Source organism: Burkholderia catarinensis (assembly GCF_001883705.2).
Taxonomy (GTDB): Bacteria; Pseudomonadota; Gammaproteobacteria; order Burkholderiales; family Burkholderiaceae; genus Burkholderia; species Burkholderia catarinensis.
In genome coordinates, this window is record NZ_MDEQ02000023.1 from 1 (window position 1) to 26,499 (window position 26,499).

Here is a 26,499-nt window from a genome sequence, read left to right on the forward strand (position 1 = left end):
GTTGAACCACTTGCCCGACATGTTCACGGGCGAGCCGTGCGTCAGGTGGCCGCCGTGCGCGAGGCTCATGCCCATGATCGTGTCGCCCGGCTTGAGCATCGCGAAGAACACGCCCTGGTTCGCCTGCGAACCCGAGTTCGGCTGCACGTTCGCGGCTTCCGCGCCGAACAGCTGCTTCACGCGGTCGATCGCCAGCTGCTCGACCACGTCCACATACTCGCAACCGCCGTAGTAGCGCTTGCCCGGATACCCTTCCGCGTACTTGTTCGTGAGCTGCGAACCCTGTGCGGCCATCACGGCCGGGCTCGTGTAGTTTTCCGACGCGATCAGCTCGATGTGATCTTCCTGGCGGCGGTTTTCCTGATCGATCGCTGCAAAAAGTTCCGGATCGACGTTGGCAACGGTGCTGGTGGTGCGATTGAACATGATGATTGACCAAAAGAGAGTGATTGACTGACCGCGGGATGCCGGCTGCATGGTGATTCGGCCTTCGCATTCCATCAGACGCGCAACCATTCAGATAGAAGGATTGCGACAATCCGCTAGGACGCCCCGCGCGATGCGCACGCAAAAAAAATCGAAGGTTCGCATTGCTGCGGAACCTTCGACGACGCTTGCCGACCTGGCTGCAGGCGTGGCGCCTGCCTATCGGCTGATGCGAATATCGGCGATCAGACGGCGGAAAAGCCGTTGTCGACGAACAGGTGGGTGCCGTTGACGAAACTCGACTCGTCGGACGCCAGGAACAGCGCGGCCGCCGCGACTTCCGACGGCTCGCACAGGCGGCCCTGCTGAATCGCAACCGCCGCCTCGGTCGCGTCGACGCCCATCGCCTGCAGGTCCTTGAGCTCGCGCATCCCGTGCGGCGTGCGGATGAACCCCGGCGCCAGTGCGTTGCAACGAATCCCGCGGTCGCGGTACTCGACCGCGATGGCCCGCGCGAACATGTGGCACGCGCCCTTGGTCGCGTCGTACAGCACCTCGCCCGGCGTCGCGCACACCGCGGAAATCGACGACGTACAGACGATGCTTCCGCGCCCCTTTTCCAGCATCTGCGGCAGCACCGCCTTCGTCATCAGGAACATGCTCTTGACGTTCACGCCCATCAGCCAGTCCCATTCCGACTCCTCGATGTCGAGGAACGGTTTGACGATCAGCGTGCCGGCGTGATTGAACAGGATGTCCGCGTTGCCGTACTGCCTGCGCGCCGCATCGACGGCCTGCCGGACCTCCGCCTGTTTCGACACGTCCGCGCCGAGACCGATCGCCTCCAGGCCGGCATCGCGCAGCCGGGACGCGAGCGCTTCGGCGGCGTCGCCGTCGCGGTCGACGATCGCGACCTTCGCGCCCTGCGCGGCGAACAGTTCGGACGCAGCGGCGCCGCATCCGCCCGCGCCGCCGCTCACGATGGCGACCTTGCCGGCCAGGCGGCCATCAATCTTGACATTCATGTGTAGTTCTCCAATCCGGTTCGTTCGGTCTGCTCAACTGAATGCTCAACTGAACAGCGTCCGCAGGTGATCGTTGAGGAAGTAGCCTTCGGGGTCCACGCTGCGGCGCAGTGCGCGGAACGCTTCCGCCTTGGGGAACCAGCGGTCCACGTCTTCACGGTTCGTGAAATGCAGCTTGCCCCAGTGCGGGCGCGAGCCGTAGTCGCGAAGGATGTCGTCGACGTCCTTCAGGAACGGCCAGTAGTCGACGCCGTTCGGGCCGCCCGAGCATGAAATGGTCACGCTGTCCTGGTGGTTGAACGGGCTGATCCACGCCGGATCGCCCTTCGTGAAGCGGTACTCGACCGGGAAAATGCAGTCGCGGTGCTTCGTGAGGATGAGCTCGCGCACGCGGCGCAACGCTTCCTTTCCGTGCTGCGCGGGCACCGCGTACTCGAGCTCGTGGAAGTTCGGCACGTAGTGAATCGCATACACCTCGGAACTGTAGGCAATCTTCTCGTGCTCGCCTTCATGGAACGTGCGCGCGTCGGTGACGTCCATCACCTTGATCTCGCACACGTCGTAGTCCTTCTTCGAGTTCGACACACGGGTCGTGTCGGGCAGGCAGTACAGGTCGCGGCTTTCGGACGTCGGGCACCAGAAGAAGCCGAAATGCCGGTGCTGCGCCGCCAGGTCGTCGTACTGCTCCATCAGCGCTTCGAAATCCTCGCGCCACACACGGTCGTGCAGCCAGAACGCATCGGTCACCTGCAGCGTCATCTCCGAGACCACGCCGAACATGCCGATATTCACCTGCGTCGCGTACAGCAGGTCGAGGTCCTGCCGGTCGCTCACGGTCATGATCGAGCCGTCGGGACGCACGATGCGCATCCCGACGACCTGCGACGACAGGTTGCTCAGCGTCGTCCCCGTGCCATGCGTGCCGGTGGCGAACGCGCCGGCAATCGCCTGCGAATCGATGTCGCCCTGGTTGACGAGCGACAGGCCGATGTCCTTCAGGTGGCGCGTCACCGCATTGAGCTTGGTGCCGGCCTTCACCGTCACGCGCTTGCGCGCTTCATCGACATCCACGATGCCTTGGTAATCCTGGAGCGACAGCAGCAGCCCGCTGGTGGCCACGACGGGCGTGAACGAATGCCCCGACCCCGAGCACCGGACGTGCTTGCCCTGGCGCGTCGCGGTGCGTACCAGTTCCGCGATCTCGGCCTCGCTGGTGGGCGACGCCATGTGCGCGGCCACGCACGACTGATTGCCGACCCAGTTTCTCCAGAATCCGCCGCGGGGAAGTTCCATAACCGTCTCTCCAGCATCGTGTTCGTGCCAAAGGTAGGGCGCCGAAAGGCTTTCCACTATCGGATTTCGGCAAGCAAGGGTTTCCACGAAGACGCGCCGGGGCGGCGCTTTTTGACCGGCTACAATGATTCGATCCGGCCAGCCCCTTCCTGCCCCGATGACGCCGTCTGCCCACTCGAGCGATTTCTCCGGCACGCCGCTGTTCGCGCGAACGGTCGCGTTCTGCGCGTTCACCGACGTGGCGGAACAGGCACGGTCGTTCGACGGCTGGAACCTGAATTACACGCAGATCTCGGGCGGCCTGTTTCACGGCTCGTCGTCGATCGTTTCGCTGGGCGGCATCAAGCTGCTGGTCGAAGACCTCGACAAGGTCATCCTGCAGCACGGCGCCGTGCCGTCGGAGCGGATCGCCGTGGCCGTGCCGCTGGAACTGGAAGGGCATGCGCGCATGTGCGGCGAGAAGAGCGGGCGCGACAGCCTGCACGTGTTCTCGAGCCAGCCGGAATTCGAGTTCTACTCACCCGACCGACACGTACTCGTGAATGTCGAAATCCAGCCCGAGAAGCTGTCGACGGAGGCGATGCGCACGGTCGCCGCGTCGCTGCGCGCGCGAACCCACTCGCCGGTGATCCCGATGGCCACCTATGTCGCGGACCATCTTCGCGACCTGCTGCGCCGGACGCTGGCCGCCGCGGCGAAAAGTACGCGCATCGACGACGTGGCGACGCAGGACAGGATCGAACTGCTGGAGCGCACCGTGCTGTACGCGATCTCGGAAGTGATGACGGCCGCCACGCCGGACGCCGGCATGCAGGTCGCGCGCCCGACGAAGTACTGGTCGCTGGTCAACGCGGTGCAGGAGCGGCTCCGGGACGCATCGACCTGCCCGCTGTCGATCGCCGAGCTTTGCGTGCAGCTCGGCATCAGCCGGCGTACCGCGCAGTACGCGTTCCACGACACGCTCAACCTGAACCCGATTGCGTACCTGCGCGCCGTGCGGCTGAATCACGCGCGCCGCGAGCTTCGGCTCGGCGAATCCGTGACGTTCGCCGCCACCAAATGGGGCTTCTGGCACCTGAGCAGCTTCGCGCAAGACTATCGCGCGATGTTCGGCGAACTGCCGTCGGCCACGGCGAAGCGCTACGCGCGCCGGGCTACCTAGTCGCCTGTCGCCATCCAGCATCCAGCATCCGGCGGCCGGTGCGCAGGATCCCGCACCAGCCGCCGCCCTGCTCACACCCTCACTCGTCCTGCTGTTCCTGCTGCGCCTGCACCTGCCGCTGCTGGATGAACTGCCGCACATCGCTCATCGTCACGCGGCCGGTGTGCTTCGCATCGATCTCGTCGAAGTGCTTCGATACGAAGCCGAGCCCGCTGCTCTGCGCCTGCGCCTTCGTCACAGCCGCGCCATTGCTCAGCACCGTATTGGCACCGAGCCTCGCGTCGACGCGCTGCTGCGCCTGCTGCTGCAGTGCCGAGCCGGTCGACGGCAACACCGGCGCCGCCCGCGTCGCAGGAAAGAACGGACCGTCGACACCGCGCCCGCCGTGCGGCAGCTTCACCGGCGCCACCGCCTGCGGCGGCAACGCGTAGGCACTGCTCGTCACGGCACCGAGGACGATCAACGGAAACATACGCCGCATCAATTTGATTAGGGACATGATCACTCGCATTCAATGGATGAATAGAGGGTTCCTTTGACAAGGAGTCCGTCGTTCAAGGGGCCACCGCCAGCGTCGTCGCGGCCGTCGCGCCCGGGACGCTGCCCGTCGGCGTGCCGGCCGGGTTCTCATCCGGCCAGGGCGGCGGCAGCATGTGCAGCGTCAGCGCCGTCGGAATCCGTGCGCCCTTGTAGAACGTCTTCAGGTCCCGCTTCATCTGCGGACGGGCGACGTCGTCCAGGTAGGTCATGTGCCCGCCCTGGAAGAAGTTCACCTGCAGCTTCGGATTCAGGCCCTTCACCGTCTGCAGCCGCGCGAGTTGCTTCTCGGTGTTGAAGAACGGCGTCGCCAGATCGTGGAGGCCGTTCTCCGCGAGCACGCGAAGCTTCGGGTTGAGCTGCAGCGCACCGAGCAGATCGGGGATCGAGTCGGGCATCGGCTGGCCGTCGTGCGAGAAGTCCCAGACGCCGATGATGTTGTCGTTCAGCGGCAGGTACGTCGCGTTCGGTGCGGTGTAGCCGAGGTAGTCCGGCATCTGCGTCGCGAGCGCGTTCGTGAACGGCTGCGAGATCAGGATGTCGGACGGGTCGCCGTCGGTTTGCAGGCGCGGATCGGCGTTCGGCAACGACACGCGTCCGTCGTAGCGGCCGATCGTCGTGCCGGGCAGCAGGCTCGTGCCGAACGGATTCGCGTTGAAGTAGCCGCGCAGCGCCTGTTGCGTCAGGCTCGACGGGATCGACCACAGCCTGAGCGTCGCGTCGCTCGGGAACACCGGCGTGCCGAGCGCATCCGGAATGCCGAGCTGGCTCAACACCCACGACTGCGAGTACTTCTGCAGCTGGTTGTAGATCAGCGTCGTGAACAGTTCCGTCTGCAGTGCGTACAGATCCGGGTTCACCGGCGCCGGCGAAACCTGGTTGAAGTACGCCGCGACCGCCGCATAGCCGGGCAGATAACCGGCCACCGTATCGGTATCGAGCAGCAGCCCCTCCGTCGACTGCGTGATCGCCACCGCCTCCACCGCATCCGCGAAGTAGTTCAGGATCGACGACTGCAGCACGATGCCCGTCAGGTGCACGCCGGACGATTCGAGCGCCAGCGCAAGCATGTCGGTACGCGGCGTGCCGTACGATTCGCCGTACAGGTAGATCGGCGACGTGCTCCGGCTGTTAACGTTCAGGTAGCGCTGGATGAAGTCGCGCATGATGTTCACGTCCACGTCCGAACCCCAGTACTTCTGGTTGGTGTTCGGCAACACGGCCTCCGACAGCCCGGTTCCGGGCGGGTCGATGAACACGAGGTCGGTGGTGTCGATCAGGCTGTCCGCGTTGTCGACGAGCGGATAGTTCGGCCAGTTGCTGCCGAACAGCGGATCGGGCGTGGCGACGCGGGTCGGCGCGAACGAGCCGAGCCGCAGCCAGATCGACGACGAGCCCGGGCCGCCGTTGTACACGAACGTGACGGGGCGCGGCTTGCCGTTCGTGCTCGGCGCGGTGTACGCGACATACGACATCGACGCTTCCGCGTTGCCGTTCGCATCCTGTGCGGTCAGGTGGCCGGTGGTCGTCGTGTAGTTGACGGTCGTGCCGCCGCTTTTCCACTGGTAATGCATGACGGCCGCTTTCTCGGATACCTGCGACGCGGCGAGGCCGTCGGTCGCGTTCATCGAATACGCGACCGGGTCGATGTAAGGCTGGTTGGCCGCCGGCGCCTGATTGCCGGCCGCTTGCGCGCTGGCCTGCTGGCTGGCCGTGGCCTGCGCGAGGCTCGACGCGCCGACGGACGACGAATCGTCGCCGCCGCATGCCGCGAGCGCCAGTGTCATGACGGTCAATGCACCTAGCCCGGCCAACCGGCCGTGACGGCCACGGCGGCTGCCGGTACAGCTCCTGTCTGGTTTCATCTCTGCCCTTTGATTTCGGATACCGCTTCACAAAGGCCGCCAACGCCTGCGAAACGCGCAGGCCTACCCGCCACTCGCGTTGCACGGTCGGCAGTCGGCGGTTGGGGATTGGACTTCTAAGAGACTGAACTTGATACAGACACAGCAAACTGCCGGCGAGAATGGTGCTCGGACGCGCCCCCTGCAGTCTGGACAACTTTTATATAACTAAAATTTACGACAGAACAAAAATAGGCGGTGCTGCACCGCGTTGTCAAAGATCATTCGGATATTAAAAATCCCGCAATGATGCGAACGGCGGACAGTGTCTGGCATTTGAAAGAAAACGGGATTATTCGTGCAAGATGCGCTTTATCGGCAATGCTGCGCCGAATATTTTACTTATCACGCATAACGCAGAAGGCTTGCCTGCATTGATGCAGCGCGTCTAAAGCCTTCAGATCGACAGGATTTTTCTTTCATTTTTATTATTCGCAATCGATTAATACGCTGAAGCGGCATGCACACGTAATTCCAAGATTCCATTCACTTCTGCCATTCTTCAATCCGGGTGCTTATGCGCATCCCGGCACCCATAAAATACCGATTTCGTTAATTCAAGCCGGTTGCGGCGGAATTATTTACCCGATATCCGAGCGGATTTTCCGCAGCGCGGGCGGCGCGCCACTGACCCGCCGCCGCCCGCGCGACGACGTGCGGCGGTGCCGCACGTCGTCCGTCACGAAGGCTCAGCCCGCCGTCATTTCCCGCCGCCGGGCAGCGCGATATCGATCAGCACCGGATCGTGATCCGACGAACGATACGCATCCGGCGCGTAGTACGTCTTCTGCTGCTCGGCCGACTTGTACGCGAGCGTGTACTGCAGCGCGAGCGGCTCGTCCGCGTTGATGTGCCATTCGTGCACGGCCTTCACGTGCGACGCGAGCGGCAGCGTCGCGAGCGCGTGATCGAGATAGCCGGCTTCGCCGTTGTACACGTAGCTGTACGCGTTCGCGCCGATCCAGCGCGCCACGAGGTTGCGGTAGCCGCGCGATTCGAGCGTGCGGATCGGGTCTTCATACGTGTAGCTGTTGAAGTCGCCGATCAGCAGCACGCCCTGGCCCGCGACGCCCGTCGGCGTGCCAGCGAGCCAGTCGGCCAGCTTTGCCGCCGCGCGCGTGCGCGTCGGGTTCCAGCAGCCCTGGCCGTCGCCCTGGTCGAGATCGTCGTTCGCGGCGTCCGGGCAGTTCTTCGACTTCAGGTGGTTGACCGCGATCGTCAGCGCCTGCTTGTTGCCGCCGATGCGCCGGAACGACTGCGCGAGCGGCTGGCGATTCTTGTCGTCGATCGCGAGCGTCGCCGCGCGGCCGACCGGTTCGACCTTGCGGCTGTCGTAGATCATCGCGACCGCGATCGCGTCGCCGCCGAGACGCGACACGCCCGGATCGACGACGCGCCAGTGGTCGCCGAGCTTCGCCGCGAGCTGGCGCACCGCGCTCAGTTCGCCGTAGCCGTTGTTCTGGATTTCCATCAGGCCGATCACGTCGGCGTCGAGCGCCTTCAGCGCGCTGACGATCTTCGCTTCCTGACGCTGGAATTCCTGGTAGTTCTTCGCGCCGCGGTTGTTCGGATCGTCGAAGCCGCCGCCGAGACCGTTGCCGTTGAAGTAGTTGAGGACGTTGAACGACGCGACCCGCAGGTTCGATTTCGGATCGCGAGCAGGCGCATTGGTGCGCGGGTTCGACCGCGTGTCGAATGCCGGCACGGCCGCGCCGGGCAGCGGCTGCACGCGCCATGCGCCGTAACGCACTTCGAGCACGCCTTCGACGTCGCGCACCGTGTAGCCCGCGCGCAGCGTGTTCGCGGCCGACAGGCCCGGCGCCGGATACGGCACGGTCGCGGGGTTCTGCTTGTTCGAGCCGTCGTCGAGGATCAGGCGGTTGCGTGCGTTCGCATCGATCTGCGTCTGCGCCTGGGCGGGCGGCACGACGCTCGTCGGCGTGCGCAGGCGGCCATTGCTGAGCATCACGCTGCCGTAGCGGCCGAGCTCGTAGTTGTCGGTGACGTTCAGCGTCTGCGGCAGGCGCACGAGCATCCCTTCATACGCGGCGAACGCGTTCGGGCTGTCGACCGGCAGCGAGAGCGTCGCGGGCGTGACGGTCTGGCCGTTCGCGCACACCGCGATCGCGCCCGACAGCGTGAGCTGCGTCTGCCCGTATTTTTCCTCGACCTTGCCCGTCACGTGCACGAGATCGCCCGCCTTCGCGCGCGCTTTCGGCGCATAGACGAACAGGCCTTCGGACACGCCCGGCTGGTTGCGGCGCTGCGCGTCGGCCTGCTGGACGAAGAAGCCGCCGAAGCCGTCCGTGCCGCCGAAATCGGCGGTGACGACGGCTTCGATCGATGCGTTCTGGCCGGCAAGCGGCGACGGCGCGCCCGGCCCCTGGATATCGGCGATCGGCGTCGTGCTGCCGCCGCAGTTCGGGCTGACGGGCGCGGCGGTGGCGGCGAACACCGGCGCGGCGAGCGTCGGGAGCAGCAATAGCGGGGTAAGGAAGCGGATTGTCGAGCGCATGACGGGGAATCCCGGTTGTGAGGGTGGCGAAAGCTTAGCGGCGCTCAATGACAGTTTTTAGTAATCGAAAGACAGGCCGATGTAATTGCCGTTATCACGCCGCGATCGCAATCGGCCGCACGCGCACGATCGCGGTGTGAAAAAGCGGTGGAATCGTCTGACAAAAGTTCGCCGTGCCCGTGACGGCTCCCCCGCGCACCGTCGACTACGCACCGCCGCGCCAGACCGTCCCCGGCAGCGCACTCGACACAAGCACGGCCGCCGCCATCAGCACGCCGCCCAGCACGACCGCCTCGATCCGCAGCAGCGTGCCGAACCGGCGCAACGGGCCGGCCGGCATAGCGGCGGCCGGATCCTTCAGCGCGGCCAACAGCTTCGGCATCCCGAAGAACCGGTTGTGTCCGCCGAGCATCGCGGCAATCAGCACGAGCGCGAGCTTCAGCAGCAGGATCTGCCCGTACGTCGACGCAAGCAGGTTGGCGGGCGTATCGACGCCGCGCCAGCCGTTGTACGCACCGGTCGCGAACAGCACGACCAATGCATAAGTCGACGCATCGGACAGCGACTGCACGAACGAGGCACCCGTCGTGCGTTCGCCCGCGGGCATCCCGGTGAGCCGCGGCATCACGCCGAACGCCGTCACGAGCACGAGTCCGACCCACGCGCTGATCGCCAGCAGATGCAGCCAGTCGACCCACACCGGCACGCTGAACAGGCCCGCGTCGACCGGATGCCCGCCGTTGCTGCGTGCGAGCGCGACGCAGGCGAGCGCGGCCCACGTTGCAAACGGAAAGCGCGTGTCGGTCGCGCGCCGGAGAAACGACAGCAGCACGACAACGAGCATGAACGCCGCGCCGGCCAGCCACGCATGACCGAACCCTGTGCTTGCGAGCATCGCGCAAACGGCCGGCCCGGCTTCGAGCATCGACACTTCGCTCATCAGCGCGCAATGCGCCCAGAACGCCGTGATGCTGGCGAGCAGCGACACGACGGACGCGATGCGCAGCGTCGCGACGAGGCGGCACCCGATGCCGTGCTGCCACGCCGACGCGCCGCGCGCAAGCCAGTGGCTACCGAGCAGCGCGCCGACGACGACGGCGAACCCGGCGTTCTGGATCGCCACCGACACGAGCCGCAACAGGCCGACGATGCCGTCGTTCATCCCTTCACCCTGAACGTATAGGTTCCCTTGGTGCGGTGCGCGTCCGCCGTCATCACCGCCCACTGCACCGTGTATGCACCCGGCGCGAGCTTCGGCATCGCGACGGTCATCGCGCGCGGGTTCGACGCATCGACCTTCGCCTTTTCCTGCGTGACGGCGTTGCCGTTCGCGTCCGACACCTTCACCGAGCTGAACGCCGGTTCGAGGTCTTCGTTGAACGTGAGCCGCAACGTGTCGGGTGCCGTGTCGACCGTGCTGCCCGTCGCGGGTGCGGCGCTTTCCAGCTTGCCGTGCGCCGAGGCCGCGACCGGTGCGGCCGCGAGGATCGCGCCGGCCGCGGCGAAGCCGGCCAGCCGTCCGAGAATCGTGATCTTCATGTTCACGTCCCGCGTCACGGCTTCTTCAGGTCGACGACGGTCAGCGCACCGTCCACGTCCTCGGCGACGAAGTCGATCTTGTCGCCCGCCTTGACCTGCGACAGCATCGCCGGATCCTTCACCTTGAACACCATCGTCATCGCGTCCATCCCGAGGTTCTCCAGCGGGCCGTGCTTGATCGTCAGCCTGGCCGTCGCCGTGTCGACCTTGCGGATTTCACCGTGCGACATGCCCGGCTTCACGGCGGCGCCCTGCTTCGCGCCGCCGTTCATGTCCATGCCGGCCATGTCGCCGGCCGCGTACGACGCGGCGGAGAACGCCAGCGCGCAACCCGTCGCCATCAAAACCAGTCCCTTCTTCATCGTGTCGACTCCTGAGTGAATGAAATGAAACCGGCGGCCGCATCGGTACGGCCGCCGCCTGCTGCTGCTCAACCGTCCGGCAATTCGCCGGTGTATTCGTACGCGACGGTGCCCTTCGGATGCCGGAACCAGCCCGGATCGCGATAGTCGTTGCGGCCCAGCCCCTGCCGGACCTTGAGCACCGTGAACATGCCGCCCATCTCCAGCGGCCCGAACGGGCCCGTGCCCGTCATCATCGGCAACGTGTTGTCGGGCAGCGGCATCTCCATGCCACCCATCGCGCCGCCCGTGCTGCCCATCGCCATGTAGTCGGGCACGAGCTTGCCGATCTTTTTCGCGAGATCCTTCTGCGGCACGCCGATCAGGTTCGGCACCTGGTGGCCCATCGCATTCATCGTGTGATGCGACTTGTGGCAATGGAACGCCCAGTCGCCCGGGCGATCGGCGGTGAACTCGATCGCGCGCATCTGGCCCACCGCGACATCGGTCGTCACTTCCGGCCAGCGCCCCGCCGGCGGAATCCAGCCACCGTCGGTGCCCGCGACTTCGAAGCTGTAGCCGTGCAGGTGGATCGGATGATTCGTCATCGTCAGGTTGCCGAAACGAATCCGCACGCGGTCGCCCGCGCGCACGGGCAGCGGATCGATGCCCGGGAACACGCGCGAGTTGAACGTCCACATGTTGAAGTCCGTCATCTCGTTCACGCGCGGCGTATAGCTGCCGGGATCGATGTCGTATGCGGCGAGCAGGAACACGAAGTCGCGATCGACCGGCATCGTGCCGCGATCCTTCGGATGCACGATGAACATGCCCATCATCCCCATCGCCATCTGCACCATCTCGTCGGCGTGCGGGTGATACATGAACGTGCCGTGCGCCTCGAGCTGGAACTCGTAGACGAAGGTCTTGCCGGGCGGGATATGCGGCTGCGTGAGGCCGCCGACGCCGTCCATCCCGTTCGGCAGCCGCAGCCCGTGCCAGTGGATCGTGGTGTGCTCGGGCAGCCGGTTGGTCACGAAGATGCGGACCTTGTCGCCTTCGACGGCCTCGATCGTCGGGCCCGGCGACTGGCCGTTGTAGCCCCACAGGTTCGCGTTCATGCCGGGCGCCATCTCGCGCACGACGGGCTCCGCCGTCAGGTGGAATTCCTTCCAGCCGTTCTTCATCCGCCACGGCAGCGTCCAGCCGTTCAGCGTCGCGACAGGCGTGTACGGGCGGCCGTTCGGCGGCACGAGCGGTGGCTGCGTGCCGGTCTTCGCCATCGTGGGCGCTTCGGGCAGCGACGCGGCGCCGGCCTTGCTGACCATCGCGGCGCCCAGCAGCGCGGCGCCCGAGCCGCTGAGAAATTGTCGACGGGACACCATGTCAATGACCTTCCTGATGCGTTTGCGTAGCGGGCGCCGATTGCGCCGCGGGAGTGGAAGCCGGCTGCGGTGCAGCGTCGGCCCTGGGTGCGGGTTCCGGCCCGGCGGAATGCGTCGCGCGCGGCGCGGCGCCCGATGACGGCAAGCGGCCGCCGACGGCCATCTGCAGATCGGTCTCGGCGAGCCAGTAGTCCTTCAGCGCATCGATGTAGCCGTTGACCGCGCCGACCTGTTCGCGTGCATCGGTGAGCAGCTCGAACGCGCTCGCGAGCATCCCGTTGTAGCGCAGCAGGAGTTCGTCCGAGATCGTCTTGCGCAGCGGCACGACTTCGTCGCGATAGTGTGTCGCGACGTCGTAGCTCGTCACGTACGCCGCATACGATTCGCGCACTTCGGAGCGCGCATCGATGGCCGTTTTCGCGAGCCGGTTCGCCGATTGCATGTAGACGGCCTCGGCCCGCGCGACCTTCGCACCGCCCCAGTCGAACAGCGGAATCTCGACGCTGATCTCGTAGCCGTGCTCGTGGCCCTTGCCGGTCTCGTAGTTGTTCACGTAGCCGAGATCGACCGCGTTAACGAAGCGCGTGGCCTTGCTCAGGCCGAGCGACGACGCAACGCCCTGCGTCTGCAGCTTCGCGGCCTGGATGTCGAGGCGGTTGCTCATCGCGAAACGTTCGAGATCGGGCAGGTCCGGGCGCGCCTTCGGCAAGTCCGGCAAGCGCTCGGGCAGCGCGTACTGCGTGCGCTCGCCCCACAGCCCCATCGCGCGCGTGAGCTTCTCGCGTGCCGCGACGGCCTGCTGGCGCGCCTTCGCGTGCTGCGCGACCGCGTCGGCATGGAACGCCTGTTCGCGTGCGTAATCGAGGCGGCTGAAGTTGCCGGCCTGCCGCATGCGCTGCGCGAGTTCGGCGGCCGCGCTCGCGGCCTCGCGCACCTGCTGCGCGTAGTTCGCGGCCTGCCCGGCGGCGACGGCCTCGACGTATGCACGGCGCGCGTCGGCTGCGACCTTCAGCATCGCATCGGCCGTTTCGAGCTTGGTCTGCTCGAAGCGGCGGCGTTCGATGTTCGTCGCGAGCGGCATGGTCAGCAGCGCGAACACGTTCGCCGAGAACGTGCGGCCGAGCGTCAGCTCGCCGTCGCCGGCGCGCGTGCGGCTGAACGAGAAACGCGGGTTCGGCAGCCGGCCGGCCTGCACGAGGTCGGCCTCCGACAGCCCGAGTTCCGCATACGACGCCTGCAGGCCGCGGTTGTTCAGCAGCGCGACCTGTACTGCGTCGTCCATCGACAGCGGCTTGGCAAGCAGTTCCGTGGTTCGCTTGTCGACGGCTTCGCGGTCGGCATCGGTCCTGACCACCACCGCGTCCTTCCCGATGCGTTCCGATGCGGTGGACGAAACGGCATCGAAACCGCCGTCCTTCGAAAACGTCGTGCAACCCGCGAGGAACGCCAGCACGACCGCAGCCGCGCCGATCCTCGGCGATATTGAAAGCGCGGTCATTGCGCGGCCCCTCCGTGCTTCGAATGAGCGGCGCCGGTGCCGGCCGCGCCACCGGTCGGGCGTCCTTTCGCGGGTCGCTCCATCACGTCGCGGTTCAGTTGTTTCCAGCCAGGACCTTCATCGTCCCGATACGGCCGGTAGCCGTCGAACGCGGACGTCACGGTGACGTCCGGCACCGACGCGGCGGCGTCCGCCGGATCGGGAAACGGGGTTTGCGCAGGCGCGAGCGACGGCACGAAGGCCGCCGCGCACAGCAGCGCCGCAGTGATCAATCGCATGAAGTGTCTCGTCGTGAGTCGTCCGGCGTACCTGCTACGGTCGCCGGTACGGATGGCGGATCGCGGCCGGTCGGCCGCGGGCGGTGACTAGACGGGAATCCGGCGAGGCGGCCTGTCGATGCCGCCGGTCAGGAACGACACGCCCCCGGCCGAAGGCGGATGCGCGACGACGGCAACGCAGACGTCCGCCGCGGCGTGCACCGCGGGCGCGCCCGACATGCCGGTGCCGAAGCAGCAGGACACGCAGGCGGAACACGACGACGCATGCCGTGCGTGGCTGTCGTGATCGGTGTGGCTGCCCAGCGTGGCCTGTGCAGCCTGCATCGTGTGCGGTGCCTCTTCCGCGTGCGACACGACGGCACCCGCGCACGGCATCGAAACAGCCGCGAACGACTGGATCGGCAGGCTCAGCGCGAGCAGCACGACGACGAGGAATTTGCGCCAGTACGACATGGATGCGGAATCAGGCAGGCAACGACCGGTTGGGCCGGCGCGGCGCCGCGACGGCGCGCTCCGGGGACAAGACGGCTGCAGCTTATCGCCGCCGCGGTGACGACGACATGGCCGAAACATGACCGGAATTTCATAAACCGGAGGCGGCGCGCCGCCCGCGCGCTTCATGACAATTCCGTCATCCGGCGGTCATCCTTCGCGCACGCGCGGCGCCGTAAGCTCCGGCGTTACACTGACCGGCTGGAATCACGGACAGCCTGCCCCACCATGCGGATACTGATAGTCGAAGACGAACCCAAGATGGCGTCGTACCTCCGAAAGGGGTTGATGGAGGCGAGCTACACGGTCGACGTCGCGGAAAACGGCAAGGACGGGCTGTTCCTCGCGCTGCACGAGGATTTCGATCTCGTCGTGCTCGACGTGATGCTGCCGGAGCTGGACGGCTTCGAGGTGCTCAGGCGGCTGCGCGCGCAGAAGCAGACGCCCGTGCTGCTGCTCACGGCCCGCGAGGCGATCGAGGACAAGGTCACCGGGCTCGAACTGGGCGCCGACGACTACCTGCTCAAGCCGTTCGCGTACGCCGAGTTCCTGGCCCGTATCCGCTCGCTGCTGCGGCGCGCACCGCGCAACGTGCGCGACATCCTGCAGGTCGCCGATCTCGAAGTCGACCTGATCAGGCGCCGCGTGCGGCGCGCCGACAACCGCATCGACCTGACCGCGCAGGAATTCGCGCTGCTGCAGCTGCTCGCGGAACGCGAGGGCGAAGTGCTGACGCGCACCTTCATCACGTCCCAGATCTGGGACATGAATTTCGACAGCGACACGAACGTCGTCGATGCCGCGATCAAGCGCCTGCGCGCGAAGATCGACAACGCGTACGACAGGAAGCTGATCCATACGATCCGCGGGATGGGCTACGTGCTCGAGGATCGTTCGTGACCGCGAGCCCGGCTTCGTATTCGCTGCTGCGGCGCCTGACGCTCGCGTTCGCCGTCGTCGCCGCGCTCGTGTTCGCGCTGACCGGCGCGTATCTTTACCGGTCGCTGTCCGCAGAGCTGACGCGGCGCGACGACATCGAGATCTCCGGCAAGCTCAACCAGTTCATGCAGCTCGCGCACGCAAGCGGATCGACTGCCGCGCTGCGCGCCGATCCGGCCGTGTTCCATGAAGTGCTGCTGTCGCATCCGGGCGTCTATCTCGGCATCTACGACGCGCAGAACCGCCCGCTCGTCGAGCACTCCGACGAAGCCGGCAACACGCTCGCCGCGGTGATTGCGGCACCACATCCGGCCGGCGGAACCGGCAGCATCGGCGGCCCGTTCACGTGCACGCCACCCGGCATCGGCACGTCGCGCTGCGTCTACGCGCGCGAAACGCTGCCGTCCGGCGAAGCGATCCAGGTCGCGCTCGCGCGCACGGCAACCGATCGGCAGTCGCTGCTCGAAAGCTATCGCGTCGACATCTGGCTCGCGGCGGCCGTCGGCGCGCTGCTGGTCGGCGCGCTCGGCCATGCGGTCGCATCGCGCGGCCTGCGCCCGGTCGAGAGCCTCGGCCGGCAGACGTCGCGCATCGAGGCGCATAACCTCAACGCGCGCCTCGACGCGCGCGGCGGCCCCGTCGAATTGCGCGAACTCGCGACGTCGGTCAACCGGATGCTCGACCGCCTCGAACGCGCATTCGTGCGGCTGTCGCAATTCTCGTCCGATCTCGCGCACGACATGCGCACGCCGCTCGCCAACGTGATCAGCTCGTCGCAGATCACGCTGTCGCGCGCGCGCACGACCGAGGAATACGAAGCGCTGATCGATTCGAACATCGAGGAGTGCGAACGGCTGCAGCGGATGATCGAGAACATGCTGTTTCTCGCGCGCACCGACAATGCGCGGCAGCACCTGAAGACCGCCGAGCTCGACGCGGGCAGCGAGCTGCGCCGGCTCGCGTCGTATTTCCAGGCGCTGGCCGACGAGGCGGGCGTGCGCATCGACGTGCACGGCGAAGCGCCGGTCGTCGCGGACGCGACGCTGTTCCGGCGCGCGGTGAGCAACCTCGCGTCGAATGCACTCGAACACGCGCAAGCCGCGTCGACGATCGAGCTGGCCGTGTCCGCGCAAGCCGGTTACGCAGTCGTCGAGGTCACGAATCGCGGCGCCGCGATTCCGCCCGAACAGGTCGACCGGATCTTCGAGCGTTTCTACCGCATCGATTCATCGCGGCACGGCGCGGCGAGAAACGCGGGGCTCGGGCTCGCGATCGTCAAGTCGATCATGGAACTGCATCGCGGCAAGGTCGAGGTCGTGAGCCGCGACGGGCGCACGACGTTCGCACTCTACTTTCCGCGCGCCACGGATAGCTAGGGCCTGTTCGCCGCCGGCGCGTGACTACCGATCCCGCGCAGCGCCGAACGATCCGGGCAAGCAGACCAGCAGCACGATGGTCGCCGCACTGAACACCGCCCCGGCGTAGAACGTGGCCGCGGCACCCACGCTGTCCCACAGCACGCCCGCGACGACACTCGATACCAGCGTCACGACGCCGCTGAGAAGATTGAATACGCCGAACGCCGTTCCTCTCAATTCGGGCGGCGCGGCATCCGCGACCATCGTCGCGAGCAGCCCCTGCGTCATTCCCATATGGAGCCCCCACAGCGCCACGCCGGCCAGCACGACTCCCCAGTGCGCGCCGTGCGCGAGCACGAGGTCGGCCGCGATCAGCATGACGAGCCCGGCCACCATCAGCTTCGTGTGGCTCGTCGTGTCGGCAAGCTTGCCGAACGGGTAGGCCGACAACGCGTACACGACGTTCATCGCGACCATCACGAGCGGCACGAGCGCGACGGGCACGCCGCTGCCCATCGCGCGCAGCACCAGGAACGCCTCGCTGAAGCGGGCCAGCGCGAACACGGCGCCGACGCCGGCCACCCACCAGTAGCGGGCACCGAGTTGCGCGACGACGTCGCGACGGATCGGGTTGACGCGCTTCCCGCCCGGCGCGCGCGCCGGCTCGTCGATACCGAACGCGAGCAGCGCCACGGCCAGCACGCCGGGGATCACGGCCAGCCAGAACGCGAGGCGGAAGTCGTCGCGCCACATCAGCATGATGACGACGGCGAGCAGCGGCCCGAGAAACGCGCCCACCGTGTCGAGCGACTGTCGCAGCCCGTAGGCGGCGCCGCGCAGGTGGTCCGGCGTGACGTCGGCCACGAGCGCATCGCGCGGCGCGCCGCGGATGCCCTTGCCGATCCGGTCGACGATCCGCGCCGTCACCACGACGCCGATCGTCGGCGCGATCGCGAACAGCGGCTTGCTGAGCGCGCCGAGCCCGTAGCCGGCGACCGCCAGCCACTTGCGATTACGCAGGTAGTCGCTCAGCGTGCCGGAGAACACCTTGACGACCGGCGACGTCGCCTCGGCGATCCCCTCGATGAGGCCGATCGTGGTCGCGCTCGCGCCGAGCCCCGCCATCAGGAACATCGGCAACAGGCTGTGGATGATTTCCGACGACACGTCCATCAGCAGGCTCACACAGCCCAGCACCCAGACGCTGCGCGGAATCTGGCGAAGAATGCCGGTCGACGGTTCGGTCTGCACGAGGCGCTCCCGGTTCAGGAATCCTGCAACTCGATGCCAGTGATACTACTGCAGGCCCGCGACACCGTCACACGCGCCGGCTGCCGGACGCCCGCCTTATTCCCCCGGCTCGCGCCGGATCTTCGCCTGCCGGCGCACACGGTCGTTCAGGATCTGGTGGCGGCGATGGTCCGTCAGCTTCTTCCAGTCGCGCGCCTCGTCGCGCGTGCGCAGGCAGCCGACACAAAAGCCCGTTCGGCCGTCGAACGCGCACAGGTCGATACACGGCGATTTCACGGCCACGATCAGGCCGCCTTCGCGGGCGTCATCACTTCGACGGTCACGTGAGAAACGCCGTCGAAGCGCGCGATCAGCGCATGGTAGAAACGCGCATCGCGCGCCGTGTCGCCGGATTCGACCGACACGATCGCGCTCATGTGCCCGGGCCCGACGCGCCAGACGTGGAGATCGTTGACCTTGTCGCCGAGTGCCTCGATCGCGCGACGGACGTTGTCCGTCAGCTTGCGATCGACGTTGACGTCGAGCAGGATGCCGCCCGTATCGCGCATCAGCCCCCAGGCCCAGTTCGCAATCACCAGCGCGCCGACGATGCCCGCGAGCGGATCCATCCAGACCCATCCGAACGCGCGCGCGAGCAGCAGGCCGACGATGGCCAGCACCGAAACGGCGGCATCGGCGATCACGTGAATGTAGGCCGACCGGATGTTGTGGTCACGGTGGGCCGCCGTGTGCGAACCATGATCGTGATGCGCGTGATGCTCATCGTCGTGGTCATGATCGTGGTCGTGGTCGTGGTCGTGGTCGTGGTCGTGGTCGTGGTCGTGGTCGTGGTCGTGGTCGTGATGATGACCGTGGCCATGCCCGTGATGATGATCGCCGCTCAGCAGCCACACGCTGGCCAGGTTCACTGCGAGCCCCAGCACGGCAATCGGAATCGCTTCACTGAAATGAATGGGCACGGGAGACAGAAAACGCGCGACCGCCTCATAGCCGATCAGCAGCGCAATCATCGCCAGCACGATCGCGCTCGTGAACCCGGCGAGGTCGCCGAGCTTGCCGGTGCCGAACACGAAGCGCGGATCGTCGGCGTGCCTGCGCGCATAGGTATAGGCCAGCGCGGCAATCAGCATCGCGCCTGCGTGCGTCGACATGTGCAGCCCGTCGGCGACGAGCGCCAGCGACCCGAACAGCGTGCCGCCGACGATTTCGGTCACCATCATCGCCGTGCACAGGCCGATGACCATCCATGTCTTCCGTTCGTTCTGCTCGTGCGCGGCGCCCAGAAACGCATGGCTGTGCGCGCCGCCGGCCGCCCTGCCCTCGAATTCGCTCATGTTCCGTTCCGGTTACTTGAAATAGCTGTGGACGACGTCGATGAGCTGCTCGGTCGCGCTGCCTTCGTGCGCGTCGGGCGTGTCCGCATCGACGAGATGCGTCCGGATGTGGTCTTCCAGCACGACGGCCAGCAGGCCGTTCATCGCACCGCGGCAGCTCGTGATCTGCTGCAGCACGTCGTTGCAGCCGCGCTCTTCCTCGAGCGCGCGCTCGATCGCTTCGACCTGTCCCTTGATGCGGCGCACGCGGTTGAGCAGCTTCTGTTTTTCACGAACTGTGTGGCTCATCGATGACTCCTGGATAGGGAGGGGGAGTATATATCCATAAAGCTTCCCCTATAGGGTGGAGGGGTATATTTTTCGAGATGAAGGCTTGTCGAAAGAAATCCGCTCGGCTAGACTGCCCTTCGTCTTTGGGGAGTAGCCTGCTTTCCGTCCCCGGAAAGCGAACGCGTCAACACACTCGGCTTTCAGCCGTGGCGCGTTCGGCCGAATCGGTCTGGCGAGACCATGGGCGCATCGCGTCGTTCCTGGTCGGACGTCGGCGGATGCGCCATGGTTCGTCAGCGTCCGACCACGGAGTCCCCATGTTCCTCCCCACCCTCTCCCTACGCTCCACCGCTGCCTGCGGAGGTGCCGCATGACCTTCATGTTTCTCGAACTCGCGTTCATGCTGGTCGTCATCCTCGTGGCCGCCGAGGTCTTCACCAATGCGCTCGAACATCTCGGCAAACGCCTGAAGATTTCCGAAGGCGTCACCGGGTCGCTGTTCGCGGCCGTCGGCACCGCGCTGCCCGAAACGATGGTGCCGCTGCTCGCGCTGGCCGGCGGCACGGCGAACCAGGCCGTGAACGAGGAAATCGGCGTCGGCGCGATTCTCGGCGCGCCGCTAATGCTCGCGACGCTCACCACCTTCCTGATGACGCTCGCCGTGATCCGCTCGCGCGGGCTGCGCGGCACGATCGCGCCCGAACGCACGGGTTTCGTGCGCGACATGAACTACTTCCTCGCCGCGTTCTCGCTGGCTACCGCGGCGATGTTCGTCCCGCATCACAACTCGGCCGTGCGCGCGCTGCTCGCCGCGATGCTGGTCGGCATCTACGTGTTGTACGTCGTGATGACGTTCCGCGCGTCGAACCGGCTCGTCGATGCCGGGCACGGCACCGAGGCGCCGCATGCGATGTTCCTGTCGCGCGCGGGCCTGTCGACCAACCTGGCGACGATCGCGCTGCAGTTGCTGATCGGCCTCGCGCTGCTGGTCGGCGGTGCGAAGGGCTTCATTCACGGCGTGGAAGGCGTGTCACACGCGCTCGGCATATCGGCGCTGCTGCTGTCGCTGATCATCGTGCCGATTGCCACGGAATTGCCGGAGAAGGTCAACAGCGTGCTGTGGATCCGCCGCAAGAAGGACACGCTCGCGTTCGGCAACATCACCGGCGCGATGGTGTTCCAGGGCACGCTGCTGCCGGCGATCGGCATCATGCTGACGCCGTGGGAGCCGCGCCCCGAAGTGCTGAGCGGCGTGATCATCACGCTCGCGGCGGCGGCCTGGCTGCGCATCAATGCGCGTACGCGCGGGCTCGCGATCTGGGCGCTGCTGGCGAATGGCGCGGGCTATGCGGGGTATCTGGTCCTGACGCTGGCGCGCTGAACGCGTCAGGCTGCGTTCAGCCGCGCGTCGGCCTGCAGCACCTGCTGCACGGCCGGCCGCTCCCGCACCCGCTCGTACCACTCACGCAGATGCGCATGCCGGCTCAGGTCGATATCCGCGTTGTACACCGAGCGCATCCAGTCGGCCTTGCCCCAGCCCGTCAGCGCGAACAGGTACGCATCGGCGACCGTGAACGTGTCGCCCGTGACGAACGCCCTGCCGTCGAGCCGGCGGTCGATCCATGCGAAGCGGCTATCGAGCTTCTGCGTTGCCGGCTCCACGTACTTCCCCGCCTGCACCGCATACAGCAGCGGAATGAAGCCCTTGTGGATCTCGGTGCCGAGAAAGTTGAGCCATTCCATCAGCCGGTAGCGCGCGAGCGTGCCGTATGCAGGCGCGAGCGCGGCTTCCGGGCGCTGATCCGCGAGATACTGCGCGATCACCGGCCCTTCGCGCAGCATCGTGCCGTCGTCGAGTTCGAGCAGCGGCACGTAGCCGAGTTCGGTCACGTCGTAGTAGTTGCGGCCGTCTTCGACGACATGCTTGCGCGCGTCGACCTTGACGATCTCCGCGTCGATATCGCCTTCGCGCAGCACGATGCAGATCGCCTGCGAACAGCTTCCGGGAGCGTGATAGAGCTTCATGCGTTTCCTTGGTTTCGTTGTCCATGTATCGATTCGCCGCGACGCGGGCGCTAATATCTCGCATCGGCGCATGGCTGAGAAGACGGCAGTCGTTTGTGCCGTAGTCACAAAAAATTTACCGACCAGGATTCAGCACGATGAAAACGAGTGCGACAGGATGTTCCGTCGAAGAAGCGATGCGCCTGCTCGGCGGCCGCTGGCGGCTGTTGCTGGTGTCGTATCTGCTCGACGGGCCGCGGCGCTTCAGCGACCTGCGCCGCGACATGCCGGGCATCTCGCAGCGCATGCTGACGCTCGACCTGCGCGCGCTGGAAGACGCGGGGCTCGTGCAGCGGACCGTCTATCCGGAAGTGCCGGTGCGGGTCGAGTACGATCTGACCGCGGACGGCGACCGGCTGCGGCCCGTGGTCGACGTGATGCGCGAATTCGGGCTGTGGCTGAAGGCGCGGGATGCGCAGGCCGATACGACGCCCGAAGCCGCTGCCGCGCCCGAAACAACGATGCATTCCCCCCGATAACCATCAAGCAGGAACCCCCGTTCATGGAACTTCACGCCACCGTCGGCGCAGCAACGTCCGATCTCGACGACGACGAAAGCTTCGCCAACATCTACTGCCACGATGCGGAGCAGGACTATTGCTTCGCGCTGTCGCGCTTCCCGGACGACGCGCTGATCGAAGTGATGGTGCGCGACCAGATCAACCTGCGCGTCAAGGATCTGTCGGTACGTCTCACGGACGACACGATCGATGTCGAGATCGAACCGGGCATCGCCGCGCGTCTCGACGGCCAGACGCGTTACGTGATCCATCTCGCACCCGGCCAGTTCGATCCGGTCGCGCTGCGCGCCGCGCTGAAGGAGATCTTCGTCGGCAAGAACGGCTATCGCGACGACAGCACACGCGGCTAGACAACAACCTTCACCCTCATCCTCGACTTTCGTTCCGACGCCCGCACATGACGCGCCCCCTGCGATTCCGACCGCTTCCCCGCGTCGCCGCGCTGCTGCTCGCTGCCTGCGCATCGATCGTGCCCGCCGCGCACGCGGCCGGACCGCTGCTCACGTTCAAGGTCGACGACACCGTCACGGCCCGCGTCGAGCGCGCCGACAGCGCGCGCATCACGGTCCGCTTCCTGCCGGGCGGAAAAACCCAGATGCTCGACGTCACGGCCGCCGACGAGGAAGGCCGCTACCACCTCGCGGCCGACGACTACAACTTCGACGGCCACCGCGATCTCGCGGTGCATGCGCTGCTCGGCATGGTCAACGAAAACTACGGCATCTACCTGTACAACGCCGCGCGCCAGCAGTTCGAGCCGCTGCCGATGCCGGCAGGCAACATGCCGCACGGCAACTGCGACGACCTGATCAACGTGCAAGCGAAGCCGAAAGAGCGCACGCTGTACAGTTCGTGCCGCGGCGGCCCTGTCTGGTACACCGATGCCTATCGTTTCGACGGCAACGGCAAGATGTATCTGTATCAATCCGGCGAAGCGATACCCGACGACCTGCGCGACCTGCTCGACGGCGATTCGGGCCCGTCGTCGATGCGGCTGACCTACGACGCGCGCGGCAAGCGCGTGTCGCGGCGCCCGCAGGCCTATGACGCCGGCAAGGTCATGTTCAAGGTGCGCCCGGCGCGCCTGCCGCTGCACGACGCGATGACCGATGGGCCCACGCGCCGCTACGTCGTCGCGGGCGATACGCTGGAACTGATCGACGCGAGCGACGATTTCCAGTGGCTGAGGGTGCAGTATCGAAATCCGCACGCCGGCGCCGTGCAGGGTTGGGTCAGTACGAAGGATGCGATGGCCCGCTGATGCACGATGCGGCGACACCGCCGCCCTTTCCCACATACTGAACGCATAGCGTCCCATTAATAGGGATGCCTGTTCAAATGTTGACGCGTTTCACTCCACGGCTCTAACGTTCGCCCCAACGCCATTCGATTCGGCTGCCCCGCTCGCGGGCGACGGCCGGGCACAGAACACAGGAGACAACCGTGGCCCAATCCGCGTCGCGCACCCGCGCCAACCCGCCGGAACAGCTACCCGCGCATGCCGGTACCTCATCCGATTCCGCCGCCCGCGCGGCCGCGGCACAGGCAACGCCGCCGAGCCGCAAGCGGCTGCTGATCCTCGCGCTGCTGTTCGTCACGGTCGTGATCAACTATCTCGACCGCAGCAACCTGTCGATCGCCGCGCCCGAGCTTTTCAAGGAACTGAACATCGATCCGGTTCGCGCGGGCGTCGTGTTCTCCGCATTCGGCTGGACCTATGCGCTGATGCAGATTCCGGGCGGCTGGCTCGTCGACAAGGTGTCGCCGCGCGTGCTGTATGCGGGCGCGCTGGCGCTGTGGTCGGCCGCGACGCTGCTGCTCGGTTTCGCGGGTTCGTTCGTCGGGCTGATCGTGCTGCGTCTCGCGGTCGGCGCGCTCGAGGCGCCGGCCTACCCGATCAACAACCGCGTGGTGACGACGTGGTTCCCGACCCGCGAGCGCGCGAGCGCGATCGGCGGCTATACGTCGGGCCAGTTCGTCGGCCTCGCGTTCCTCACGCCGGTGCTCGCGTGGCTGCAGGGGCATCTCGGCTGGCACATGGTGTTCGTCGCGACCGGCGGCGCCGGCATCGCATGGGCCGCGATCTGGTACGCGGTGTATCGCGAGCCGCGCGCGTTTCGCGGCGTCAACGCGGCCGAGATCGCGCTGATCCGCGACGGCGGCGGGCTCGTCGATCTCGAAGACCGTATCGCGGCGCGCAGCGAGCGCACGCCGTCGACGTGGCGCGACCTCGGCGTCGTGCTCGGCCAGCGCAAGCTGTGGGGCATCTATCTCGGCCAGTTCGCGCTGAACTCGACGCTGTGGTTCTTCCTCACGTGGTTCCCGACCTACCTCGTCAAGTATCGCGGGATGGACTTCATCAAGTCGGGCTTTCTCGCGTCGCTGCCGTTCCTCGCCGCGTTCGTCGGCGTGCTGTGCTCGGGCGTGCTGTCGGACTGGCTGATGCGCCGCGGCGCGTCGCAGGGCTTCGCGCGCAAGCTGCCGATCATCTCGGGGCTGCTGATCTCCACCTGCATCATCGGTGCAAACTACGTGAGCTCGACGGGCTGGGTGATCGCGTTCATGACGATCGCATTCTTCGGCAACGGCTTCGCGTCGATCACGTGGTCGCTGGTGTCGGGGCTCGCGCCCGCGCGGCTGCTCGGCCTCACGGGCGGCGTGTTCAACCTGATCGGCAACCTCGCCGCGATCGCGACGCCGATCGTGATCGGGCTGCTCGTGAACGGCGCGGACTTCTCGCGCGCGATCACCTACATCGCCGCGATGGCGCTCGCGGGCAGCCTGTCGTACGGGCTGCTCGTCGGCAAGGTCGAACGCATCGACGCGTAAACGCCACTCGGGCGGCACGCGCGTGCCGCCCTGCTTTCCCGTTTTCCGTGTATCGGAACCACAGGAACCCGTCGCGCGCGAGGTCGTGCGGATTGCCGGCCACGTAGTCGAGCGCGCACGCATCGGTATCGATGCCGACGGTCAGCAGCGTTTCCAGCAACCGATGAACACGATCGCGCCGAGCGTGAACGTCGCGACCGACGCCGCCGTATAGCGCGAGCTGCGCGCACAGCACGAGCATCGCGCCCTTGCGGTCGATGCTGCCGGCAACGCCGGCCGGCGTCTCGCCGCGGCGAAACAGCGGCGTCGCAAGCACGAGCACGCCGAGCACGCATGCGACGAAACCGAACACGCCGTGCGCGCCCCAGGCGCCGCCCGGCATCGGAAAGATATGGGCGAGCAGCACCATGCTCCGCATCACCTGCCCCAGAGATAAAGTTCCTCACTTACACTGCCCCGGTATGCTCCCCCTTCAGGGGGACAATCCGTGTCTTACCGGGCCGGGGCAGGTCGAAAGGACAGCTGCCGGTATTTCCCCTTAATGACGTTTCCGGCCTCGAACGCTACAATCGCGCCGCTTTTCACCGGGGAACCGCATGCTGCCCAACGTGAACCCCTTCCACCGCGACAACGATCGCTTCAACGTGTCGTTCAAGGCGCTGGGCGAGCTGATCGAGACGGTCGGCACGCCGCATTTCATACCCCGCCTCACGCAACTTCTGAACGACGTGGTGCCGCTCGACGTCGCGCACGTCGAACGCTCGCGCGTCGACGGCACGATGCCCACCGGCTACCGCTGCGAATGGATCGGCAGCAGCGGCATCGGCACCGCGTCCACGGAAATCTCCGACGTGATGACGCTCTACTACGAGCGCTTTCTCGACAGCGACCCGCTGTTCGCGGGGCTGCGCGGCAAGACGGGCACGATGCTCGTCGTGCGCGACATCGCGGCGATCCCGCCCGGCGAATTCCGCCAGCGGCTGTTCGACGACGTGCATATCGGGCACGAATGCGTGCTCGCGCGCGGCACGCGCTATTCGCAGCACTCGATCGCGCTGGAGCGCGGCCGCGACCGGCCGCCGTTCACGCTCGCCGAGATGAACCGCTTCCGCAGCATCAGCGACGTGCTGTTCCCGCTGCTCGAACTGCACGCGTCGACCACGGCCGTGCGGCGCGTCGCGCACCCGACGCTCGAAGTCCATCCGCTCGCGCAGTTCGATGCGCGGATCGCGGCCGACGGCGTGAAGCTGTCGAAGCGCGAATACGAAACCTGCAAGCACCTGATCTCCGGCAAGACCGTGCCCGAGACCGCGGCGATCCTCGGCGTGCGCGTCGCATCGGCCGAGTCGTACGTGAAGCGCGCGTTCGCGAAGCTCGGCGTGCGCACCAAGCGCGAGCTCGCCGCATGGGGTTCGGCCACGGCGGCCTTCCCTTCCACCGGATCACACGACGGCGCCGCGCCCCCCTCGATCGCCCGCTGAGCGCGGCCGCCTTCAGTTGCGCCGCGTCGATGCGGCGCCGCCGCTCGCATCGAGCCT

At 66.5% G+C, this 26,499-nt stretch carries 27 protein-coding genes, 1 pseudogene and 1 riboswitch; of the genes and pseudogenes, 9 read left to right on the top strand and 19 right to left on the bottom strand.

Going from position 1 to position 26,499, the window contains the following annotated elements; translation table 11 throughout:
* The 3 genes and pseudogenes from glyA to BFF94_RS28800 form a co-directional block, all read right to left on the bottom strand.
* Positions 1–426 (bottom strand): annotated as a pseudogene (glyA, locus tag BFF94_RS28790) (serine hydroxymethyltransferase); the annotation flags it as partial.
* 245 nt (positions 427–671) lie between these two features.
* On the bottom strand, positions 672–1,451 hold the full coding sequence (locus BFF94_RS28795) for an SDR family NAD(P)-dependent oxidoreductase (RefSeq protein ID WP_128841497.1): 780 nt from the start codon (positions 1,449–1,451) through the stop codon (positions 672–674).
* Between the two features lie 45 nt (positions 1,452–1,496).
* On the bottom strand, positions 1,497–2,744 hold the full coding sequence (locus BFF94_RS28800) for a D-arabinono-1,4-lactone oxidase (protein ID WP_128841496.1): 1,248 nt from the start codon (positions 2,742–2,744) through the stop codon (positions 1,497–1,499).
* A gap of 157 nt (positions 2,745–2,901) precedes the next feature.
* Between BFF94_RS28800 and BFF94_RS28805 the strand changes: the two genes are divergently transcribed.
* Positions 2,902–3,906, top strand: a complete 1,005-nt coding sequence (locus BFF94_RS28805; protein ID WP_128841495.1) for a helix-turn-helix domain-containing protein — start codon at positions 2,902–2,904, stop codon at positions 3,904–3,906.
* 79 nt (positions 3,907–3,985) lie between these two features.
* Here the strand turns inward: BFF94_RS28805 and BFF94_RS28810 are convergent, their stop codons facing one another.
* The 10 genes from BFF94_RS28810 to BFF94_RS28855 all read right to left on the bottom strand — a co-directional run bounded on the left by BFF94_RS28810 (position 3,986) and on the right by BFF94_RS28855 (position 14,356).
* Entirely contained in the window at positions 3,986–4,378 is a 393-nt protein-coding gene (locus BFF94_RS28810) for a 2-oxoglutarate dehydrogenase (RefSeq protein ID WP_246637440.1), read from the bottom strand.
* An 82-nt stretch (positions 4,379–4,460) separates the two neighbouring features.
* Complete coding sequence (locus BFF94_RS28815) at positions 4,461–6,308, bottom strand: S10 family serine carboxypeptidase-like protein (protein ID WP_128841493.1); 1,848 nt, start codon at positions 6,306–6,308, stop codon at positions 4,461–4,463.
* 739 nt (positions 6,309–7,047) lie between these two features.
* A complete protein-coding gene (locus BFF94_RS28820) occupies positions 7,048–8,862 on the bottom strand; it encodes an ExeM/NucH family extracellular endonuclease (RefSeq protein ID WP_128841492.1) in 1,815 nt (604 codons plus the stop codon).
* Between the two features lie 205 nt (positions 8,863–9,067).
* Complete coding sequence (locus BFF94_RS28825; protein ID WP_219140110.1) at positions 9,068–10,024, bottom strand: CopD family protein; 957 nt, start codon at positions 10,022–10,024, stop codon at positions 9,068–9,070.
* The gene (gene copC / locus BFF94_RS28830; RefSeq protein WP_128841491.1) at positions 10,021–10,401 is read right to left on the bottom strand and encodes a copper homeostasis periplasmic binding protein CopC; all 381 of its coding nucleotides are present in this window, start codon (positions 10,399–10,401) and stop codon (positions 10,021–10,023) included. Before copC ends, BFF94_RS28825 begins: the two co-directional genes overlap by 4 nt.
* Before the next feature lie 14 nt (positions 10,402–10,415).
* Positions 10,416–10,763 carry a copper-binding protein gene (locus tag BFF94_RS28835; RefSeq protein ID WP_128841490.1) on the bottom strand — a complete coding sequence of 116 codons (348 nt, stop codon included), beginning with the start codon at positions 10,761–10,763 and terminating at the stop codon, positions 10,416–10,418.
* A 68-nt stretch (positions 10,764–10,831) separates the two neighbouring features.
* Positions 10,832–12,127 carry a multicopper oxidase family protein gene (locus tag BFF94_RS28840; RefSeq protein ID WP_128841489.1) on the bottom strand — a complete coding sequence of 432 codons (1,296 nt, stop codon included), beginning with the start codon at positions 12,125–12,127 and terminating at the stop codon, positions 10,832–10,834.
* Between the two features lies 1 nt (position 12,128).
* The gene (locus BFF94_RS28845; protein WP_128841488.1) at positions 12,129–13,625 is read right to left on the bottom strand and encodes a TolC family protein; all 1,497 of its coding nucleotides are present in this window, start codon (positions 13,623–13,625) and stop codon (positions 12,129–12,131) included.
* Positions 13,622–13,903, bottom strand: coding sequence for a hypothetical protein (locus BFF94_RS28850; protein WP_128841487.1), 282 nt, complete (start codon positions 13,901–13,903; stop codon positions 13,622–13,624). The genes BFF94_RS28845 and BFF94_RS28850 overlap by 4 nt, the downstream gene beginning before the upstream one ends.
* Before the next feature lie 87 nt (positions 13,904–13,990).
* A complete protein-coding gene (locus BFF94_RS28855) occupies positions 13,991–14,356 on the bottom strand; it encodes a hypothetical protein (RefSeq protein ID WP_128841486.1) in 366 nt (121 codons plus the stop codon).
* Between the two features lie 267 nt (positions 14,357–14,623).
* Between BFF94_RS28855 and BFF94_RS28860 the strand changes: the two genes are divergently transcribed.
* Both BFF94_RS28860 and BFF94_RS28865 read left to right on the top strand, forming a co-directional pair.
* Positions 14,624–15,295 (top strand): heavy metal response regulator transcription factor, encoded by a 672-nt coding sequence (locus BFF94_RS28860; RefSeq protein ID WP_128841485.1) that lies wholly within the window; start codon positions 14,624–14,626, stop codon positions 15,293–15,295.
* Entirely contained in the window at positions 15,292–16,710 is a 1,419-nt protein-coding gene (locus BFF94_RS28865) for a heavy metal sensor histidine kinase (RefSeq protein WP_219140111.1), read from the top strand. The genes BFF94_RS28860 and BFF94_RS28865 overlap by 4 nt, the downstream gene beginning before the upstream one ends.
* A 24-nt stretch (positions 16,711–16,734) precedes the next feature.
* On the opposite strand, the gene BFF94_RS28870 is transcribed toward BFF94_RS28865, so the two are convergent.
* The 4 genes from BFF94_RS28870 to BFF94_RS28885 all read right to left on the bottom strand — a co-directional run bounded on the left by BFF94_RS28870 (position 16,735) and on the right by BFF94_RS28885 (position 19,565).
* Positions 16,735–17,943: an MFS transporter gene (locus BFF94_RS28870; protein ID WP_128841484.1), complete on the bottom strand. Its 1,209-nt coding sequence runs from the start codon at positions 17,941–17,943 to the stop codon at positions 16,735–16,737.
* Positions 17,944–18,039: 96 nt separating this feature from the next.
* The gene (locus BFF94_RS28875) at positions 18,040–18,225 is read right to left on the bottom strand and encodes a DUF1289 domain-containing protein (RefSeq protein ID WP_128841483.1); all 186 of its coding nucleotides are present in this window, start codon (positions 18,223–18,225) and stop codon (positions 18,040–18,042) included.
* Positions 18,226–18,227: 2 nt separating this feature from the next.
* Complete coding sequence (dmeF, locus tag BFF94_RS28880) at positions 18,228–19,277, bottom strand: CDF family Co(II)/Ni(II) efflux transporter DmeF (RefSeq protein ID WP_219140112.1); 1,050 nt, start codon at positions 19,275–19,277, stop codon at positions 18,228–18,230.
* Positions 19,278–19,289: 12 nt separating this feature from the next.
* Positions 19,290–19,565: a metal/formaldehyde-sensitive transcriptional repressor gene (locus BFF94_RS28885; RefSeq protein WP_128847540.1), complete on the bottom strand. Its 276-nt coding sequence runs from the start codon at positions 19,563–19,565 to the stop codon at positions 19,290–19,292.
* Positions 19,566–19,680: 115 nt separating this feature from the next.
* Positions 19,681–19,856, top strand: a riboswitch (yybP-ykoY riboswitch).
* 61 nt (positions 19,857–19,917) lie between these two features.
* Between BFF94_RS28885 and BFF94_RS28890 the strand changes: the two genes are divergently transcribed.
* Entirely contained in the window at positions 19,918–20,928 is a 1,011-nt protein-coding gene (locus BFF94_RS28890; RefSeq protein WP_128847538.1) for a sodium:calcium antiporter, read from the top strand.
* Between the two features lie 5 nt (positions 20,929–20,933).
* Here the strand turns inward: BFF94_RS28890 and BFF94_RS28895 are convergent, their stop codons facing one another.
* Positions 20,934–21,572 carry a glutathione S-transferase N-terminal domain-containing protein gene (locus tag BFF94_RS28895; RefSeq protein WP_128847536.1) on the bottom strand — a complete coding sequence of 213 codons (639 nt, stop codon included), beginning with the start codon at positions 21,570–21,572 and terminating at the stop codon, positions 20,934–20,936.
* Between the two features lie 137 nt (positions 21,573–21,709).
* On the opposite strand from BFF94_RS28895, the gene BFF94_RS28900 reads away from it, so the two are divergent.
* From BFF94_RS28900 to BFF94_RS28915, 4 genes are all read left to right on the top strand, one after another.
* Complete coding sequence (locus BFF94_RS28900) at positions 21,710–22,090, top strand: winged helix-turn-helix transcriptional regulator (RefSeq protein WP_128847534.1); 381 nt, start codon at positions 21,710–21,712, stop codon at positions 22,088–22,090.
* Positions 22,091–22,113: 23 nt separating this feature from the next.
* Complete coding sequence (locus tag BFF94_RS28905; RefSeq protein WP_128847532.1) at positions 22,114–22,482, top strand: hypothetical protein; 369 nt, start codon at positions 22,114–22,116, stop codon at positions 22,480–22,482.
* 47 nt (positions 22,483–22,529) lie between these two features.
* A complete protein-coding gene (locus BFF94_RS28910; protein ID WP_128847530.1) occupies positions 22,530–23,393 on the top strand; it encodes an XAC2610-related protein in 864 nt (287 codons plus the stop codon).
* A 182-nt stretch (positions 23,394–23,575) separates the two neighbouring features.
* Positions 23,576–24,961 (top strand): MFS transporter, encoded by a 1,386-nt coding sequence (locus BFF94_RS28915; protein WP_128847528.1) that lies wholly within the window; start codon positions 23,576–23,578, stop codon positions 24,959–24,961.
* On the opposite strand, the gene BFF94_RS38020 is transcribed toward BFF94_RS28915, so the two are convergent.
* Complete coding sequence (locus BFF94_RS38020; protein ID WP_246637441.1) at positions 24,879–25,370, bottom strand: hypothetical protein; 492 nt, start codon at positions 25,368–25,370, stop codon at positions 24,879–24,881. The genes BFF94_RS28915 and BFF94_RS38020 overlap by 83 nt on opposite strands.
* A 187-nt stretch (positions 25,371–25,557) precedes the next feature.
* Between BFF94_RS38020 and BFF94_RS28925 the strand changes: the two genes are divergently transcribed.
* Entirely contained in the window at positions 25,558–26,442 is an 885-nt protein-coding gene (locus BFF94_RS28925; protein ID WP_128847526.1) for a helix-turn-helix transcriptional regulator, read from the top strand.
* Positions 26,443–26,499 lie beyond the last annotated feature (57 nt).